The sequence below is a fragment of the Novosphingobium sp. BL-S-21 genome (assembly GCF_055521655.1).
Genome location: NZ_CM145496.1, coordinates 2,524,242 through 2,542,124 on the forward strand (window position 1 = coordinate 2,524,242; position 17,883 = coordinate 2,542,124).

Below are 17,883 nucleotides of genomic sequence, written 5' to 3' on the forward strand. Positions count from 1 at the left end.
CCCGGATCAAGTCCGGGGCGACGGTTGCCCTATTTTTTCTCCATCGCGCTGCGGGTATCCTCCAGCGCCAGGTCTACCAGCACGTTCATCGCCTCGGCTGCCGCGGCGGCATCGCCGGCGGCAATGGCGTCGTAGACGCGGACATGGTCGGGGATCGGGTTGCGGGGCAGGGCACGGGCGCGCTGCTTGAACTGGGTGGTCCAGTTCACTGCCGCGCCGATCGAGGCGCTGAGCACCAGCAAGGCGTCATTGCGCGTCGCCTGGAGAATCGCATTGTGGAAATCGCGGTCCGCTGCGCGGCCGGCCTCGGTGGTGAGCGTATGCCGACGCATCGCCGTCAGCGCGTCCTTCATCGCCTTGAGATCGTGCTTCTCCCGGCGCTGCGCGGCCAGGCGCGCGGCGGCCGGCTCGACGATGGCGCGCAGTTCGAACAGGCTGCGCACGAATTCGATGTCCGGCTCTCCGGCAAAGGCCCAGCCCAGCACTTCGGGATCGAGCAGGTTCCAGCGATCGCGAGGAAGAACCCGCGTTCCTGCCTTGGGGCGGCTGGCGACCAGACCCTTCGCGCTCAGGACCTGGATGGCTTCCCGATAGGCGCTGCGCGAGACCTGGAGTTCCTCGGCAAAGGCGACTTCACCAGAAAGTATGTCTCCCGGTGCATATTTGCCGGACAAGATGGCCGTTCCCAGTTTATGGGCGATAGCGCCGTGCAGGCGGCGGCCCGGACCACGGGCTTCGTCGGCCGGCCTTGCACTTTCTTCATCGTTCACGAAATTGGCTTCTGACACTGTTATTGGCACCTCTCCGATGGAACCTAACAGTCCTTCTCACGCGAAGGAACGACAAACATTGCGTTTCTGATGCGCTGGGAATATGTCGGAGTAAATAGGGAGATCCCAAATGACCGAATTCCGTTCCATCGTGGCCGAAACCGGCGAGCCCCAGGGCGAACCGCTGGCCGTGAACGGCCCTGCCGATGTCGCCGCCGCCTGCGCCGCAGCGGCTGCCGCATTCGATACCTACCGTGCCACCGACCGTGAAACCCGCGCTGCGTTCCTTGAGCGAATCGCAGACGAGATCCTGGCCATCGGCGATTCGCTGATCGACGCCTATGTTGCCGAGAGCGGCCTGCCGCGCGGCCGCGGCGAAGGTGAGCGTGGCCGTACCATGGGCCAGCTGCGCATGTTCGCCGATGTCGTCCGCAAGGGCCAGTGGCAGCAGCTGCGCATCGATCCGGCCCTGCCGGACCGCGCTCCTCTGCCCCGCCCCGACCTGCGCCTGCGCATGATCCCGGTCGGCCCGGTCGCCGTGTTCGGCGCCTCGAACTTCCCGCTCGCCTTCTCGACCGCCGGTGGTGACACCGCCTCGGCGCTGGCCGCCGGTTGCCCGGTCGTGGTCAAGGGCCACCCGGCCCACCCGATCACCGGCGGGCTGATTGCCGCCGCGATCACCAAGGCCGTCAAGGACGCCGGTCTTCCCGAAGGCGTGTTCCAGCACCTGGTCGGTCCGTCGAACGAACTCGGCGCCGCGCTCGTGCAGGATCCGCGCATCATGGCGGTCGGCTTCACCGGCTCGCGCGGTGGCGGTCTCGCCCTCGCCAAGCTGGCCCAGGCCCGCGAAGTGCCGATCCCGGTCTATGCCGAAATGTCGAGCATCAACCCGGTCCTGCTGCTTCCCGAAGCGCTCAAGGCCCGCGGCGCTGCCCTTGGCACCGCTTTCGTCGGTTCGCTGACGATGGGCGCCGGCCAGTTCTGCACCAACCCCGGCCTGATCCTGGCCGTGGACGGTGAAGGCCTGGACGCTTTCGTTGCCGCCGCCACCGGCGGTGTGTCGGAAGCCAAGCCGCAGACCATGCTGACCACCGGCATCGCCGCCGCTTATGCCAAGGGCGTGGAAGCGCTTGAAGGCAATGCCGGCGTCGAGACCATCGCCAAGGGCGAAGAAGGCAGCAAGACCACCGGCGGTGCGATCCTGTTCCAGACCACGGCCGAGCAGTTCCTCGCCGACAAGGCGATCGGCCACGAAGTGTTCGGCGCCGCGTCGATCGTCGTGCGCTGCAAGGACGAAGCCGAACTCGCCAGCCTGCTCGAAGGCCTGGAAGGCCAGCTGACCGCCACCCTGCACATGGACGCCGCCGACGAAGGCGCTGCTTCGCGCCTGCTGCCCGTGCTGGAGCGCAAGGTCGGCCGCATCCTCGCCAACGGCTGGCCCACCGGCGTCGAAGTGTGCCACGCGATGGTGCACGGCGGCCCGTTCCCCTCGACCTCCGACCCGCGCACCACGTCGGTCGGCAGCATGGCGATCGACCGCTTCCTGCGTCCGGTCAGCTACCAGAACCTCGCTCAGGACGTGCTTCCGGCCGAACTGCGCGACGCAGCCTTCGGTGACGGCGCTCCCCGCCTGATCGACGGCACGCTTACCCTCAACTAACCCCACTCAATCCCCGCAGCGCGCCCCCTCAAGAAGGCGCGCTGCGGACCTGGGAGAGACCTCCATGACCTACCTTCGCCTGCTCCAGCATCGCGCGCCCGACGGCGTGCGCTCCGTCATCCTGGCCGAGGGCGATGCCGCCCACTTCCTTCAGGGCGTCACCACCACGCGCGAACTCGCGTCGCGCGCCATCGCCGAAGGCGTGACGCTGGCCGATGCCGCCAAGGCTGCCGGACAGGGCGAAGCGGTCGACATCAAGGCCGAATTCGCGGCGGGCAACCTGCTTGCCCCGATCGACCACGACGATACTGCCCACCTGCTGATGACCGGCACGGGCCTGACGCACCTCGGTTCGGCCGAAGGCCGCAACAAGATGCACCAGGCTGCCGCCTCGGGTGAGCACGTCACCGATTCCATGCGCATGTTCCTGGAAGGCCTCGAAGGCGGCAAGCCCGCCGCCGGCACCGAAGGCCAGCAGCCGGAATGGTTCTACAAGGGCGACGGCCAGCTGCTCGTCGGCCCCGGCGAAGCGCTGACCATGCCTGCTTTCGCCAAGGACGGCGGCGAAGAGCCCGAACTGGCCGGCATCTACCTGGTCGGTGAAGACGGTAACGTCTACCGCCTCGGCCTCGCGCTCGCCAACGAGTTCTCGGACCACGTGACCGAGCGTCACAACTACCTGTGGCTCGCCCACTCGAAGCTGCGCCAGGCCGCCCTCGGCCCGGAACTGCTGCTCGGCACCCCGCCGGAGAAGATCGAAGGCACCAGCAAGATCGTGCGCGGCGGCGAAACGATCTGGGAAAAGCCCTTCCTCTCGGGCGAAGGCAACATGTCGCACACGTTCGCGAACCTTGAGCACCACCACTTCAAGTACGACCTGTTCCGCCGCGCCGGCGACGTGCACGTCCACTTCTTCGGCACCGCCACCCTGTCGTTCGCGGACGGCGTGACCACGCAGGAAGGCGATGTGTTCGAGATCGACGCCGCGCCCTTCACCCTGCCGGTTTCGAACCCGCTCGCCCGCGCCGCCGCTTCGGCCGAAGCGACCACGACCGTGAAGGCGCTCTGAGCCATGGATCCGATCCGCATCGCCATCGTCGGCGTGGGCAAGATCGCGCGGGACCAGCACATCCCCGCGATCGAGGGCAACCCGAACTTCAGCCTCGGCGCCACCGTCAGCCCGCACCATCGCGGCCCTGAAGGCATCCCGCACTTCTCCAGCCTCGACGACCTGATCGAGAACGGCCCGGCGATCGACGCCGTGGCGCTCTGCACCCCGCCGCAGGTCCGCTACGACCTGGCCGCGCAGGCGCTGGCCAAGGGCATGCACGTCTTCCTCGAAAAGCCGCCGGGCGCGACCCTGGCCGAAGTCGCCGCGCTGGAAAGCCGCGCCGACAAGGTGGGCGTGACGCTCTTCGCATCGTGGCACTCCCGCTACGCCGCGGGCGTCGCCCCGGCTCGGGCCTGGCTGGCCGAGCGCAAGATTCTGAGCGCAAAGATCATCTGGCGCGAGGATGTGCGCGTCTGGCATCCGGGCCAGGCCTGGATCTGGGAGCCGGGCGGCCTCGGCGTGTTCGATCCGGGCATCAATGCCCTGTCGATCGCCACGCACATCCTGCCGCGTCCGTTCTTCCTGAAGGAAGCGACGCTCAGCCTGCCCGCCAACCGCGCCGCGCCGATCGCCGCCGACATCGAGTTCCGCGACACGGCCGGGGCCGAGATCCACATGGACCTGGACTGGCGCCAGACCGGCCCGCAGTCCTGGGACATCATCGTCGAGACCGATGCGGGAACGCTGAAGCTCTCGCACGGCGGTGCCGTGCTCACGCTGCCCAGCGGCACCGAGCACAATGAAGACCTCGAATATCCGGGTCTCTATTCGCGCTTCGCGAACCTGATCCGCGGCGGTCGCAGCGATGTGGACATCGCGCCGCTGCGCCTCGTCGCCGACGCTTTCCTGCGCGGCAAGCGCGATATGGTCGAAGAATTCCACGACTGAATTTCCCAGGGAGGGGACTGACAATGCTGAAGGCGCTTCGCCTTACCACTGCTGCCGTCCTGCTGAGCGCCACCGCGCTCGCAGGCACGGCTCACGCCGATACCGACGGACAGGCCACCACCGCGACGATCGACGCCGCCAAGCCCGGCCCGGTCTATCACAAGGAAGTCTTCACCCAGTTCGCCGAGCACCTCGGCAACGGGATCTACGGCGGCCTGTGGGTCGGCAAGAACAGCAAGATTCCCAACACCAACGGCTTCCGCAACGACGTCGTCAGCGCGCTCAAGGACCTTTCGGTCCCGGTGATCCGCTGGCCCGGCGGCTGCTTCGCCGACGAGTACAACTGGCGTGAAGGCATCGGCCCGCAGAACAAGCGCCCGGTCAAGATCAACACCCATTGGGGCGGCGTGACCGAACCCAACACCGTGGGCACGCACGAGTTCTTCGAACTGATCCGCCAGGTCGGCGCCGAGGCCTACATCGCCGGCAACGTCGGTGACGGCACCCCGCGCGAAATGGCAGAGTGGGTCGAATACATGACCTCTCCCGCAGGTTCGCTGGCGGACGAACGCGCCAAAAACGGCCACAAGGAACCCTGGAAGGTCGCCTACTTCGGCGTCGGCAATGAACTTTGGGGCTGCGGCGGCAACATGCGGCCCGAATTCGCGGCCGACGAGACCCGTCGCTACGCCACTTTCGTGAAGGCCCCCGCCGGCACCAAGATCCTCAAGGTTGCCGCCGGCGCCAATGTCGACGACTACAACTGGACCGAGACGATGATGCGCGTCGCGGCCCCGCAGCTCGACGGCGTTTCGCTGCACTACTACGTCCACCCCGCCGGTGGCTGGCCGCCGCGTGCGCCTGCCGTCGACTTCGACGAGCATGGCTGGGCCGATGCGCTGAACGGCGCGCGCCACATGGACGAGCTGATCACCAAGCACTCGGCGATCATGGACAAGTACGACCCTGAAAAGCGGGTCTTCCTGGCCGTGGACGAATGGGGTTCGTGGTACGCTCAGGATCCGGGCACGCATCCGGGCTTCCTGCGCCAGCAGAACACCCTGCGTGACGCGCTGATCGCCTCCGTCCACCTGGATATCTTCGCCAAGCACGCCGACCGCGTGCGCATGACCGCCATCGCCCAGATGGTGAATGTGCTCCAGGCGATGATCTTCACTGACGGCAACAAGATGGTGCTCACGCCCACCTACCACGTCTTCGAGATGTACAAGCCGTGGCAGGACGCCACCGTGCTGCCGATCCAGATCAAGTCGCCCTGGTATCACAAGGACGAGTTCTCGATGCCCGCCGTCAGCGGTTCGGCCGTGAAGGCGAAGGACGGCAAGATCCATGTCGGCCTGTCGAACCTCGATCCGAACCAGTCGAACATGGTGACGATCAAGCTCGACGGTGTGAGCGCCTCGGCGGTCACGGGCCGTATCCTGACGGCACCGGCGATCAATTCGCACAACACCTTCGACACTCCGAACGCGGTCAAGCCCGAGGCCTTCTCCGGCGCGACCGTGCAGGGCGGCAACCTCGTCGTCACCCTGCCGGCCAAGTCGGTCGTGGTGCTCGAACTGCAATGAGCGTGAACTACGTCCTCGGCGATTGGGGTACGACCCGCCTGCGGCTGTTCCGCCTTGACGGCGAGGACGTAGTTGCCCGGCTCGATGGGCCGGGCGCGCTAGAAGGCAATGCGCAAGAGGCGCTGGCCGAGAGGCTGGAACTCTGGAAGGCTGCCAATGAGCAGTCCGGTGTCGTGCAGTCCAGTGTTGTGCTGGCCGAAGTCGTCCTTTGCGGCATGGCCGGGGCACCCGGCGCGCTCGTCGCGGCAGGCTATGCGGCCTGTCCGGCGGACGCCGCCAAGTGGCTGTCCTCGCGCACGGAGCTTGAAGTGGCAGGCGTTCCGGTTTCGGTGCTGCCCGGGCTGAGCTGCCATGCGGACGGCGTGCCGGAAGTCATGCGGGGCGAGGAAGCGCAAGTCTTCGGCGCCCTCGCGCTTCACCCGGAACTGGCCGAGGGCGAGCACCTGATCGCGCTGCCGGGCACGCACTGCAAATGGGTCACGGTCAAGGACGGCACGATCACCGGCTTCCGCACGCACCCCACCGGAGAGCTGTTCGCCCTGCTGGCGGGCAAGTCGACGCTGACCGGGCCGGATACTCCGGGCGAGGGCACTGTCGACGAAGGCTTCGCGCGCGGTCTGGAACGCTGCGGAGAGCCGCTGACCGGCGCGCTGTTCGAAGCACGCGGCGCGCGGATGCTCGACGGCCGCTCGAAAGACTGGTCGCGCGGGTACATTTCCGGCCTGCTGATCGGCGGCGAAGTTGCAGCGCGTGTGCAGCCGGGCACTTCGGTGATCGTGATAGGCGACCCGGCGCTGTCGGCGCTCTATGACCGTGCGCTGGAAGGGATCGGCTGCACCGCCCGCCGCATCGACGGCGACGCGGCGGTTCTCGCCGGCCTGCGTATCGCAAAGGAATTGAGAGCATGAAGATCGAACAGGTTCTGGCAGAAGGCGCTGCCCCGGTCGTCGCGATCCTGCGCGGCATCCAGACTCACGAAGCGGTCGAGATCGGCACCGCGCTGGTCGAAGCCGGCGTGCGCATCATCGAAGTGCCGTTCAACTCGCCCGACCCGGCCGGTTCGATCGGCGCCATGGCCGAGGCTCTGGGAGACCGCGCCGCGATCGGCGGCGGCACCGTGATCGGCACCGATCTGGCCGAGACGCTCGCGGGCGTCGGCGGCACTTTCATGGTTTCGCCCAATGTCGATCCTGCGGTCATCAAGCGCGCGATCGAACTCGGCATGGACGTGCTCCCCGGCTTCCTGACCCCGACCGAGGCTTTCGCCGCTGTCGCGGCCGGCGCCAGCGATCTCAAGCTGTTCCCCGGCTCGGTGCTGGGCAGCAGCTACATCAAGGCAATCCGCGAAGTGCTGCCCAAGACCAGCCGCGTCTGGGCCGTGGGCGGCGTCGGTGCCGCCAATGTCGCGGAATACCGCGCGGCGGGCGTCTTCGGCATCGGCGTCGGCGGCAGCCTCTACAAGCCCGGCTTCGATGCCGCGACCGTCGGGGCCAAGGCCGCCGAGATCGTCGCCGCATGGAACGCCTGCGCAGCATAAGACAGATTTGGAGAGTTAACGTGTTCAGGAAATTCCTCGCTGCCGCCAGTCTTGCCGTGCTGGCCGCCTCCGGTGCGGCCGATGCGCAAGTGCAGGTCGGCGAGAAGGGAGCGGGCACGCTCAATTCCCAGCTTACCGGCGATCTCACGGTGCACGATCCGGTCATCATCCGGGAAGGCGATACTTACTACGTCTTCAGCACCGTGGGCCGCTACGTCGGCATCAAGACTTCGAAGGATCTCAAGACCTGGAAGGACGCCGGTTCGGTCTTCGCTGAGATCCCGGCCTGGGCGAAGCAGGCGATCCCCGGCACCGAAGGCATCTGGGCGCCGGACATCTCCTATGTGAACGGCGAATACCGGCTCTACTATTCGGTCTCGACCTTCGGCTCCAACCGCTCCGCCATCGGCCTCGCCACGAGCAAGACGCTCGATCCCAAGGCCAAGGGCTACGGCTGGAAGGACCAGGGCCTCGTCGTCATGTCCACGCATGAGGACGACTTCAATGCCATCGATCCCAACTTCGTCGAGGATGCGCAGGGCCGCCAGTGGCTCTCGCTGGGTAGCTTCTGGACCGGGCTGAAGCTCTTCCCGCTCGATCCGAAGACCGGCAAGGTCGCGCCCGGCACCGAGCCTTATTCGATCGCGCGCCGGCTTGCCCCTGCCGGCGGCCCGGCGCCGGTGGAAGCGCCGTTCATCATCCCGCACGGCGGCTTCTACTACCTGCTCGCCAGCTACGATTACTGCTGCAAGGGCGTGAACAGCACCTATTACACCGTGGTCGGCCGCTCGAAGAAGATCACCGGGCCTTACCTCGGCAAGGACGGCAGTTCGATGATGGAAGGCCGCGGTACCATCTTCCTGCGCGCCGACCTGGAAGAACAGCAGCGTTTCCGCGGCCCCGGCCATGCCGGCGCCTTCACTGACAAGGACGGCACCACTTACGTCGTATACCACGCCTACGACAAGCAGGCGAACGGGGCCCCCACCTTGCGCATCGCGCCGCTCCACTGGGATGCGGACGGGTGGCCCGTCGCCCAATACTGAACCCACCTGACGGCACCCCGGTCCCCCGACCGGGGTGCCCTTTTTTCCTATCGCCGGACAGAGTGACCGGCGCCACGAATCAAGAATCTCGGAGAGGATGACATGAACTTTTCCCTTTCGCGCCGCACTTTCGCGGCCAGCGCCGCCCTTCTGCCCATCGCCTGTTCCAAGGCTGGCGACAGCGCCCTCGGCGGTGATGACAAGGCGGCCGTGACCGATCCGCTCAAGGGCCCGATCAATCCGCTGGTGAAGAACCGCGCGGATTCGCAGGTCTTCCGCCACGATGACGGCAACTACTACCTCACCGGCTCGGTCCCCGAGTACGACCGCCTGATCCTGCGCCGCTCGAAGACGCTGGCAGGCCTCGCCACCGCCGAGGAGCGCGTGCTCTGGCGCCATGAAAAGACCGGCCCGATGTCCGGCTTCCTCTGGGCGCCCGAACTGCACCTCGTCGACGGCAAGTGGGTCATGTACTTCGCGGCCGGCCCTAGCGGCGGCGGCGAGGACGTGTTCCGCATCCGCACTTACGCCATCGTCTGCGACGGGTCCGACCCGATGACCGGCAAGTGGTCGGTCCTGGGCGAATTCAAGATGCCGTGGGACAGCTTCAACCTCGATTCCACCAGCTTCGTGCACAAGGGTCAGCGCTACTTCGCATGGGCCCAGCGCGAAGAGGGCATCGACACCAATTCGAACCTCTACCTCGCGCCGATGAAGGACGCGCTGACCCTCTCGGCCGAGCCCGTGCGCCTCACCGTGCCGACGCTCGACTGGGAAACCCGCGCCTACAAGGTGGCAGAGGCCCCGGCGGTGCTGGTCAAGAACGGCCGCCTGTTCATGACTTATTCGGCCAGCGGCACCGGCGCCGTCTATTGCCTCGGCATGCTGACGATCGACGAGAACGCGAACCTCATGGACCCCAAGGCCTGGACCAAGTCGCAGAAGCCGGTCTTCGCGACCAACCTGGAAACCTCGGTCTACGGCCCCGGCCACAACAGCTTCACGGTGGACGAGCACGGCAACGACATCCTCGTCTACCACGGCCGCGACTACGAGAAGATCGAAGGCGACCCGCTGCTCAACCCCGATCGCCACACCCGCGTCCAGCGCATCTACTACGATGCCAAGGGTGCGCCGGACTTCGGCGTCCCGGTCGGCAACGGCGCTCTGCCCGAACGCTTCACGCCTGCGGTGCGCCGCGACGTGATGCTCAGCCATGACGGCACGAAGCTGGCCCTCGCCGCCAATGCGCCGCTGCCGCAGACCCAGTTCCGCGAGATCGCCGGTGCCGACGGCGCCGTCCAGCTCTCGCCGATCCTCCTGCGCGACCACGGCTTCAAGGCCGGCCAGGACGGCACGGTTACCCTTGCCCCGCTCGGCAGCGCGGACCTGTTCCTGCGCGAGGCGGGCGAAGCGAAGGGCACCGTTCGCTTCGTGTCCAAGTCCGATTCGTCAAAGGCGCTCGCCTTCGCCGGCGACACCGTGAAGCTGACCGACAAGAAAGACCCGGCAACGAGCTGGATTGCCGGTTAATCAGACAAGAAAACACACAATCCCGCCCGGAAACAGCAGGTTCCGGGCGGGTCTGCGACCATTCTGCCACACCTCCCCGAGCTTTTTGACAAGCCTCCCGCTTTTCCGCTTGCAACGCATTAGTCAGACTAATAATTAGTCCGAGTAATTGAAGGGGCATGGTATGGGCCAGCCCCAATGGGAGGGTTGATCCATGGCCTTGAAGCCATTCGCTTTCTGCACAGCATCCGTTTTCGCTCTGAGCCTCGCCACCGTCGCCCAGGCCCAGGATGTCGCGCCGCAGTCGGCTGACAATTCCGATGCCACCGCCGAAGACATCATCGTCACCGGCGTCCGCGCATCGATCGTCGGCGCCATCAACAGCCGCAAGGACAACATCCAGATCGTTGACTCGATCGTGGCTGAAGACGTCGGCAAGCTGCCCGACAACAACGTGGTCGAAGCGCTCCAGCGCGTCACCGGCATTCAGGTCACCGACCGTGCCGGCGGCGAAACCGCCACGATCACCATTCGTGGTCTGTCCGATCCGGTTACCACCTGGAACGGCCGCAACATCTTCACTGCCGCAGGCACTTCGTTTGCGCTTCAGGACGTCTCCGCGAACCTCGTCAAGAAGATCGACGTCTACAAGACCCGCTCGGCAGATCAGCTGGAGTTCGGCCTTGCCGGCCAGATCGACGTGGCAACGCGTCGTCCGTTCGATTTCGACGGCTTCACTGTCTCCGGCCTTGCGCGCGGCATCTACAGCGAGCTGGCGGACGAGTTCAATCCGAACGTGGCTCTGCTCGTCAGCGATCGTTGGGAAACCGGCATCGGCGAAATCGGCTTCCTTATAAACGGCAGCTATACGCGCTCCAAGTATCGCAACATGAACGTGCAGGCCGGTGCGCTGGTGCCGTTCGCGACCGAGAATCCGCCTTCGGGCACGTTCCTTACGCCGCTTCAGCGGATTTTCCCGAATACGGATCCGGCAAACCCCTACTGGACGCCGGGCCTCAACGCCGGCCTGCCCACCACGCCGGGTTCGACGCTGAACATCGATGGCGTCGACGTGCCCTACTATCTGTCGCGCGACGCTGTCATCAGCTCCGATCTTTACGGCAAGCGCGAGCGTCCGTCGATCAACGCGGCACTGCAGTGGGCGCCCAATGATCGGTCGGTCTATACTGCGGAATTCTATTACTCCGGATTCCGGGGTAACACTTCCAACTCGCTGATGTTCAGCTATGCTGACTGGTGGGGTGACCTTGGCGACAATCCGGGTTCGACCTTCGAACTTTACGATGGCACCAACATCGTCAAGTCGCGCCGGGTTGGCAGCGTCGCGGGCTTCAACAGCGCCGACTACGCCACCAACAAGACCGACAGCTACGTCTATTCGTTGAATGCCGATTGGGATGTCGGCGATCGCGGCAAGATCACGGCTGACCTGACCTACCAGGACAGCAAGAACGAAACCTCGTTCTTTGCCATGCGCACCAATCGCGGTCCTCTGGATCTCGACGTGGACTTCAACGCCGGCGGCGGTATCCCGTCCTACAGCTTCGGTACGCCGGAAGTTCTGACCGATCCGAACGCTTGGACCGTTGGGGATCTCTTCGACAACGGCAACAAGAGCACCGGCAACTCCTGGACCTTCCTGCTCGACGGTCACTACGACTGGGATGAGGGCTTCCTCCGGCGCGTCAAGGCGGGCTTCCGTTACGATAACCGCAAGGCCAGCACTTTCGTGCGCGAACAGAGCGCCGGCGCCCTGGGCGGTACGCTGGCTTCGCTGGGCGACGATTACATCTTCACGAACAGCGGATTCTTCGACGGCCGCGCCGATGTTCCCACCAGCTGGGTGCTGGGCAATGGCGCTGCGCTCTACAAGAACGCCGATGCCATTCGCTCGATGTACCAGGCGGTGAACCCGAACCTGCTGCTGTCCGACCAGATGACCTTCGGTCGCGTCTTCGACATCAACGAAGTCACGCTGTCAGCATACCTGCTGGCGGACGGCGAGGTGGAGATCTTCGGTCGCCCGCTGCTGGTCGAAGGCGGTGTCCGTCTGGTTACGGTCGATACCGACTATAATTACTTCGATCGCTACAATGGCTTTGCGCGTACCGGCGTTTCGACCGGACAGACGAAGTTCCTGCCGAGCTTCACTGCCCGCTACGAGATCACGCCTACCCTGCGTCTGCGCTTCAACTACGGTGAAACCCTGCGTCGTCCGGCATTCGGTGATCTCAATCCGAACGTCAGCCTCACGGGTGACCTGTCGGGCCTGGGCTTCGGCACGGGTTCGGCCGGCAACGCGGCTCTCAGGGCCACGAGCTCGAAGAACTACGACCTTGCGCTGGAATGGTACTTCGAACGCAACAGCGCGATCTACGTGACCGGTTTCCGCCGCGAAATCCAGGGCCTCGTCGTTCCGCTCACCACGCTTGAATACATTCCGAACAATACGATCGTTGGCAGCACCGCCACGGATTACTTCCAGGTCACCCGACCGACGAATGCTTCCGACGGCGTGCTGAAGGGCGTGGAAATCGGGCTGACCTATTTCCCGACGTACCTGCCCAGCATCCTCGACGGTTTGGGCTTCCAGGGCAGCGCGACCATCCTGGACTCGGAACAGACGATCCCCGAAACCGACGCAGCGGGCAACACTGTCCTGACCAAGTCGGCATTCTTCGCGGTTTCGAAGTTCTCGTATAACGCAACGCTGGCATACGAGCGCGGTCCGATCGGTGCACGTCTGTCGTACGTGTGGCGCAAGGGCTTCCTCCAGAGCAACGAGGCGCGTGCCTTCGCCAACCCGATCGGGTTCTGGCGCAAGCCTGAGAAGAGCCTGGACTTCCAGCTCACCTACAACATCACCAAGGACATCGGCCTGACCTTCGACGCGGTGAACATCACCAAGGCGAAGCAGCAGAACTACTACAAGTTCGAAGATGCCGGCGGTCCGACGACGATGAACTCGAGCACGCTGCTGATCGACCGTACGTTCGCAGCGGGCGTTCGCTTCAAGTTCTAACCTGACAAGGCAGGCCGCGGCGCACGCCATTCCGCGTCGCGGTCCGCCATGGGCGGCCGTTCCTCCGGGCTCCTCTCCCAACCAGGCCCGGAGGACGGCCGCCTTATTATTTTCGGCACCTGCTGACGCTCGCCAGACCATGAAGGGGTAACGATGCGCGGAAACTTCCGGACGATCCTCGCCACCGCGGCATTTCTTGCGTGCGGGGCCAGCCCGCCGCCCGCCGCATCTTCCCAACCTTCTGCTGCTGCTGCCGGTAATTCCGGTCTCGGCGCTTCCGTGGCTCCGGCGGCTTCCCCGAAGCTCGACGCCGCCGCCATCGCCAAGGCCCGCTTCGGCAACGATGCCGCCTGGTACGAGCAGCGCATTCCCTTCTTCGAAAGCGCCGATCCCAAGATCGACGCGGTCTATTACTATCGCTGGGGCCTGTTCCGGGCCCACCAGCGCGACCTTGGCGCGCAGGGCTACGTCACCACTGAATTCGCCGACGACGTGGATTGGCAGCGCGAGCCCTATGCCAGCCTCAACGATGCCAGCGGCTTCCACATCGCCGAGGGACGCTGGCTGAACGACCGCCGGTTCACCGACGACTACGTGAATTTCATGTACGAGGGCGGCAACGACCGCCACTTCACCGACCACATGGCGGACTCGGTCTGGGGCCGCTATCTGGTGGACGGTGACCGCGCGGCGGTGTTGGCCCACCTCAAGACGATGCGCCACATCTACCGCCTGTGGGACGAGAAGTTCGACTTTACCAAGGGCCTCTATTTCGTCGAGCCGCTGCTCGATGCCACCGAGTACACCGTTTCCTCGATCGACGCCTCGGGCGGCAAGGACGGCTTCCGGGGCGGCGATTCCTTCCGGCCCTCGGTCAACAGTTACATGTTCGCCAATGCCCGCGCCTTGTCGCGCATGGCGGAAATGGCGGGCGACACGGCCATGGCCAGGGAATATGCCGACCGCGCCCAGGCCTTGCGCACGCGCGTGCTGGCAGACTTGTGGAGCCCGAAGCTGGGCCACTTCGTCGATCGCTATCAGGTCGATAACGAGCATGTGAAGTACTGGGACCAGATCCGCAATCGCGAGCTGGTGGGCTATCTGCCCTGGATGTTCGACCTGGTGCCGGACGATGCGAAGTATTCCCAGGCCTGGGCGCATCTGCTCGATCCCGCGTCCCTGGGGGGCAAGGCCGGGATGCGGACCGTCGAACAGAATTACGAATACTACATGCGGCAGTACCGCTATCTCGGCACCGCGCCCGAGTGCCAGTGGAACGGCCCGACCTGGCCCTATCAGACGACGCAAGTGCTGACCGGCATGGCCAATCTGCTCGATCACTACGACGAGCATGGTCCGGTGACGCGCAGCGACTACATGCGCCTGCTGCGCCAATATACGCAGATGCACTATCAGGGAGAGGGCCGGAGCGCGCGCCTCGACCTCGAAGAGGACTATCACCCCGAGACCGGCAAGCCGATCGTCGGGCTGGACCGCAGCCATCATTACTTCCATTCCGGCTATCTCGATCTGGTGATGACCGGCCTGGTCGGCATCCGTCCGCGCGCGGACGACGTGCTGGAAGTGAACCCGCTCCTTCCGGCGGCGAACGACGCCCAGGCGCTGGGCTGGTTCCACATCGAGCGCGTGCCCTATCACGGGCACGAGGTCTCGGTGACCTGGGACGCGGATGGCAGGCGTTATGGCCGCAAGGGTCTGACCATCGCCGTGGACGGCGCCGAAGTCGCACATCGGGGCGACCTCGGCCGGATCGAGGTGCCGCTCACGCGCAAGGCCAACGCGCCGGTCCTGCGTGAGACGAACCTGGCGGTGCAGCTTGTGCGGGGCAACTTCCCCAAGGCCAGCGCGTCTTCCGGAACCGAGGCGGAGAAGCTCCACGACGGCATCGACGGCCGCGCCTGGTTCTATCCCGAACTGCCCAATGGCTGGGATTCCGCGGCCGGCGCGAGCGAGCAGTGGTATGCCGTGGACTTCGGCAAGTCGGTCACGCTGGGTGCCACCGAACTGGCGTTCTTTGCGGACGGCGGGAAGTTCGCGGCGCCGCGCAAGGTCCGGGTCGAGGCGTGGCGCGACGGGCGCTGGCAGGTCGTGGCGGCGCCCGCTGCCGCGCCGCTGGCGAATGGCGTGACGCGGCTGAGCTGGACGCCGGTGCCGGCGGAGCGGATTCGCGTGGCCATGACGCCGGCGGGCGGGAAAGCGATCCGGCTTGCGGAACTCAAGGCTTTCGCGCGCTGATTTCGTTTCCGGCGGGGTTTCCGACGAGGACGGCAAGTCCCGGAAAGCCCGCCGGGAATTTCTTTCGTTAACCCGGAAGAAACTGCCCTGCGCAAGCCGGAATTAACCGTCGGAGCGTCCCTTTGGGGCATGTCTCACGGCTATCCCTTCGCTTCGCTCGTCGCCGCCGCTTCGTGCTTCGTCGACTTTTCCCTGATGATGCCGGGCTGGCTGGCCGGGATCGCCGCCGCGCACATTGCCTGCGCGGTGCTGTTCATGGGCCTGTTCAAGCACGAGACCGGCTGAAGGCCGTTCCCGTGCCGGTAATCAGGCTCCGGCCTTGCCCGCCAGGAGTTCGGGCGTGAGCACTTGCGGCAGTTGCTCGGCCTTTCCGGCGCTGCCTGCATACCAGACGTAAAGCGGAACCCCGGCTGCGCCTTGCGCCGTCAGATAGCGCGTGATTTCCGGATCGCGCCGGGTCCAGTCACCGCGCAGCACCACCACGCCCGCTTTTTCGAAAGCGGCGCGGGTGTCTTCACGCTCGATGGCGACCTGCTCGTTGACCTTGCAAGTGAGGCACCAGTCGGCGGTCATCCACACGAACACCGGTTTGCCGGCGGCGCGTGCTTCGGCAAGGGCCTTTTCGCTGAAGGGCCGGGCTGCGAGCAAAGAGTCCGACGTCGCCGCGGGCGGGGCAGGGCGCGGCAGCACGACGAGCGCCAGCACCGCGAGGGCCGCGGCGATCAGGGCTGCGGCCCTGGCGGACTTGCCGCGGTGCTGCGCCCGGCCGGCGACGAAGAGCGCGGCCAGGACGAAGAGCAGGCCGGCCAGGGCGGCCAGAGCAAAGCCGGTTCCGCCGACTTTCCATGTCAGCCAGGCCAGCGCCAAGGCGGTCAGGCCCATGGGCAGCGCCATCCAGTAGCGGAATGTCACCATCCAGCGGCCCGGCCTGGGCATGCGCCTGCGCAGCGCCGGAATGAAGGCGACCGCCAGGAAGGGCAGGGCGATGCCGAGGCCGAGCGCGGCGAACAGGGTCATCGCGGGCAGCACCGGCAGCAGCAGCGCTGCGCCCATGGCGCTGGCCATGAAGGGGCCGGTGCAGGGCGTCGCGACGAAGGCTGCCAGAAGTCCGGTCGCGAAAGCGCCCCTGAAATGGCCGGGGCGCGCGGAGCCGGAGGAGGAACCGCTGGAAGACGGGCCGCCCGAGGCGAAGCCGGGCACGGTGAACTCGAATAGGCCCAGCAGATTGGCCGTGATGACGGCGGAGAGGAACAGCAGGCCGACGACGACCAGCGGCTCCTGCAGCTGGAAGGCCCAGCCGACCTGTTCGCCCCCTGCGCGCAAGGCCAGCAGCACGGCGCCGAGACCCAGGCAGGCGAGGATGACGCCCGCGGCATAGGCAAGCCCTTCGATCCGGGCATGCTGTTCGCTCTCGCCGGCACGGGCGAGACTGAGCGCCTTCAGGCTGAGAATCGGGAAGACGCAGGGCATGACGTTCAGCAGCAGTCCGCCCGCCAGCGCGGCCAGCAGCAGCAGCGGCAGGGACGGCAGCTCAGGGGCTGCGTCGTCGCTGGCCAGCGGCACGCCGCCGACAGGAACCGTGCCCGGGGCGGCGGAGAAGGCGATGCCGTCGCCGGCTGCATTGAGGCGCAGCACTCCGGTCAGCCGGTCCGTTCCGCGCGCATCGAGCTTGGCGCGGGGCAGGGTGACGATCAGCATGTCGCCCTTCCAGGCGAATTGCTGCGCGCCGGCATAATCGATCAGCTTGTCCTCGCCCACGAAGACATGCGGCCCTTCCAGCGGAGTCGCGGCGGGCAGCGGAATGGCCAGGCGCACCGCGCGGTCATCGAGGCTGAAGGTTCCGGCAGCATCGAGCGGCGCGGGAAGGCGGCGCTGCCATTCGGCGAAGCGCGGGTCGGCCGGGGCGGAAGGCCCTGTCGCAACCGGCACTTCCACGGCGAGATCGGCCTGTTCGGGCACGCAGATCTGCTCGGTGCAGGCCAGCCACTGTGCGCGGACATGCACGGGAATCCGGCTTCCCGGCGCTGCCCCGGCCGGTACCGTGAACGGCACCAGGACTGCATAGTCGCTTTCATAGACGTGGTTCATCAGGCCGGAGACCACCAGCGTCTGCGGCACCGGATAGCGCGGCGCGCCCGTCCGGGCGCCGTCCGGCAATGTCCAGTCAAGCTGCATGCCCAGCCCGGCGTCGCCCGGGTTGGACCAGTAGCCATGCCAACCTTTCTCGGGCGTCATGTGAATGGCGATGGTCGTTTCGCCGCCGGGCGCGGCGGCAGGACCCGCCACCAGTTCGGCGGCGATGTGCGGTGCAGCGGCCCGCGCGGCGAGCGGCATGAGTACGAGCGCCAGCATCTGACACATGAGTGCCACAAACAGGCTATAGCGGCGCTTTTCCATGAAACTCCCGTGCGTTGGGCGGCGCTTGCGTCATTCGCGCATTCCAGACATCGCTGCATCTGCGCCGATTGTGC

13 protein-coding genes are annotated in these 17,883 nt (G+C 66.1%); 11 read left to right on the forward strand and 2 right to left on the reverse strand.

The window, feature by feature from the left end; genetic code table 11:
• Window positions 1–29: 29 nt before the first annotated feature.
• Window positions 30–770, reverse strand: a complete 741-nt coding sequence (locus ACZ1J6_RS20570; RefSeq protein WP_132268316.1) for a FadR/GntR family transcriptional regulator — start codon at window positions 768–770, stop codon at window positions 30–32.
• A gap of 130 nt (window positions 771–900) precedes the next feature.
• Here ACZ1J6_RS20570 and ACZ1J6_RS20575 point away from each other — a divergent pair, with 130 nt between their 5' ends.
• From ACZ1J6_RS20575 to ACZ1J6_RS20625, 11 genes are all read left to right on the forward strand, one after another.
• Window positions 901–2,430 carry an aldehyde dehydrogenase (NADP(+)) gene (locus tag ACZ1J6_RS20575; protein ID WP_465127935.1) on the forward strand — a complete coding sequence of 510 codons (1,530 nt, stop codon included), beginning with the start codon at window positions 901–903 and terminating at the stop codon, window positions 2,428–2,430.
• Window positions 2,431–2,494: 64 nt separating this feature from the next.
• A complete protein-coding gene (gene araD1, locus ACZ1J6_RS20580; RefSeq protein WP_465127936.1) occupies window positions 2,495–3,499 on the forward strand; it encodes an AraD1 family protein in 1,005 nt (334 codons plus the stop codon).
• A 3-nt stretch (window positions 3,500–3,502) separates the two neighbouring features.
• A complete protein-coding gene (locus ACZ1J6_RS20585) occupies window positions 3,503–4,429 on the forward strand; it encodes a Gfo/Idh/MocA family protein (RefSeq protein ID WP_134093933.1) in 927 nt (308 codons plus the stop codon).
• A 23-nt stretch (window positions 4,430–4,452) separates the two neighbouring features.
• Window positions 4,453–6,018 carry an alpha-N-arabinofuranosidase gene (locus ACZ1J6_RS20590; protein WP_465127937.1) on the forward strand — a complete coding sequence of 522 codons (1,566 nt, stop codon included), beginning with the start codon at window positions 4,453–4,455 and terminating at the stop codon, window positions 6,016–6,018.
• Complete coding sequence (locus tag ACZ1J6_RS20595) at window positions 6,015–6,926, forward strand: 2-dehydro-3-deoxygalactonokinase (protein WP_465127938.1); 912 nt, start codon at window positions 6,015–6,017, stop codon at window positions 6,924–6,926. The genes ACZ1J6_RS20590 and ACZ1J6_RS20595 overlap by 4 nt, the downstream gene beginning before the upstream one ends.
• Window positions 6,923–7,555 carry a 2-dehydro-3-deoxy-6-phosphogalactonate aldolase gene (locus tag ACZ1J6_RS20600; protein ID WP_442044904.1) on the forward strand — a complete coding sequence of 211 codons (633 nt, stop codon included), beginning with the start codon at window positions 6,923–6,925 and terminating at the stop codon, window positions 7,553–7,555. The genes ACZ1J6_RS20595 and ACZ1J6_RS20600 overlap by 4 nt, the downstream gene beginning before the upstream one ends.
• Before the next feature lie 20 nt (window positions 7,556–7,575).
• Complete coding sequence (locus ACZ1J6_RS20605; protein WP_465127939.1) at window positions 7,576–8,601, forward strand: arabinan endo-1,5-alpha-L-arabinosidase; 1,026 nt, start codon at window positions 7,576–7,578, stop codon at window positions 8,599–8,601.
• Between the two features lie 102 nt (window positions 8,602–8,703).
• Window positions 8,704–10,134 (forward strand): glycoside hydrolase family 43 protein, encoded by a 1,431-nt coding sequence (locus ACZ1J6_RS20610; RefSeq protein ID WP_465127940.1) that lies wholly within the window; start codon window positions 8,704–8,706, stop codon window positions 10,132–10,134.
• A gap of 193 nt (window positions 10,135–10,327) precedes the next feature.
• On the forward strand, window positions 10,328–13,156 hold the full coding sequence (locus tag ACZ1J6_RS20615) for a TonB-dependent receptor (RefSeq protein WP_465127941.1): 2,829 nt from the start codon (window positions 10,328–10,330) through the stop codon (window positions 13,154–13,156).
• Window positions 13,157–13,435: 279 nt separating this feature from the next.
• Window positions 13,436–15,412 (forward strand): MGH1-like glycoside hydrolase domain-containing protein, encoded by a 1,977-nt coding sequence (locus ACZ1J6_RS20620; RefSeq protein WP_465127942.1) that lies wholly within the window; start codon window positions 13,436–13,438, stop codon window positions 15,410–15,412.
• A 129-nt stretch (window positions 15,413–15,541) separates the two neighbouring features.
• Window positions 15,542–15,697 carry a hypothetical protein gene (locus ACZ1J6_RS20625; protein ID WP_166675212.1) on the forward strand — a complete coding sequence of 52 codons (156 nt, stop codon included), beginning with the start codon at window positions 15,542–15,544 and terminating at the stop codon, window positions 15,695–15,697.
• A gap of 21 nt (window positions 15,698–15,718) precedes the next feature.
• Here ACZ1J6_RS20625 and ACZ1J6_RS20630 read toward each other — a convergent pair whose 3' ends face one another.
• Window positions 15,719–17,809, reverse strand: coding sequence for a protein-disulfide reductase DsbD family protein (locus tag ACZ1J6_RS20630; protein WP_465127943.1), 2,091 nt, complete (start codon window positions 17,807–17,809; stop codon window positions 15,719–15,721).
• Window positions 17,810–17,883: the final 74 nt, after the last annotated feature.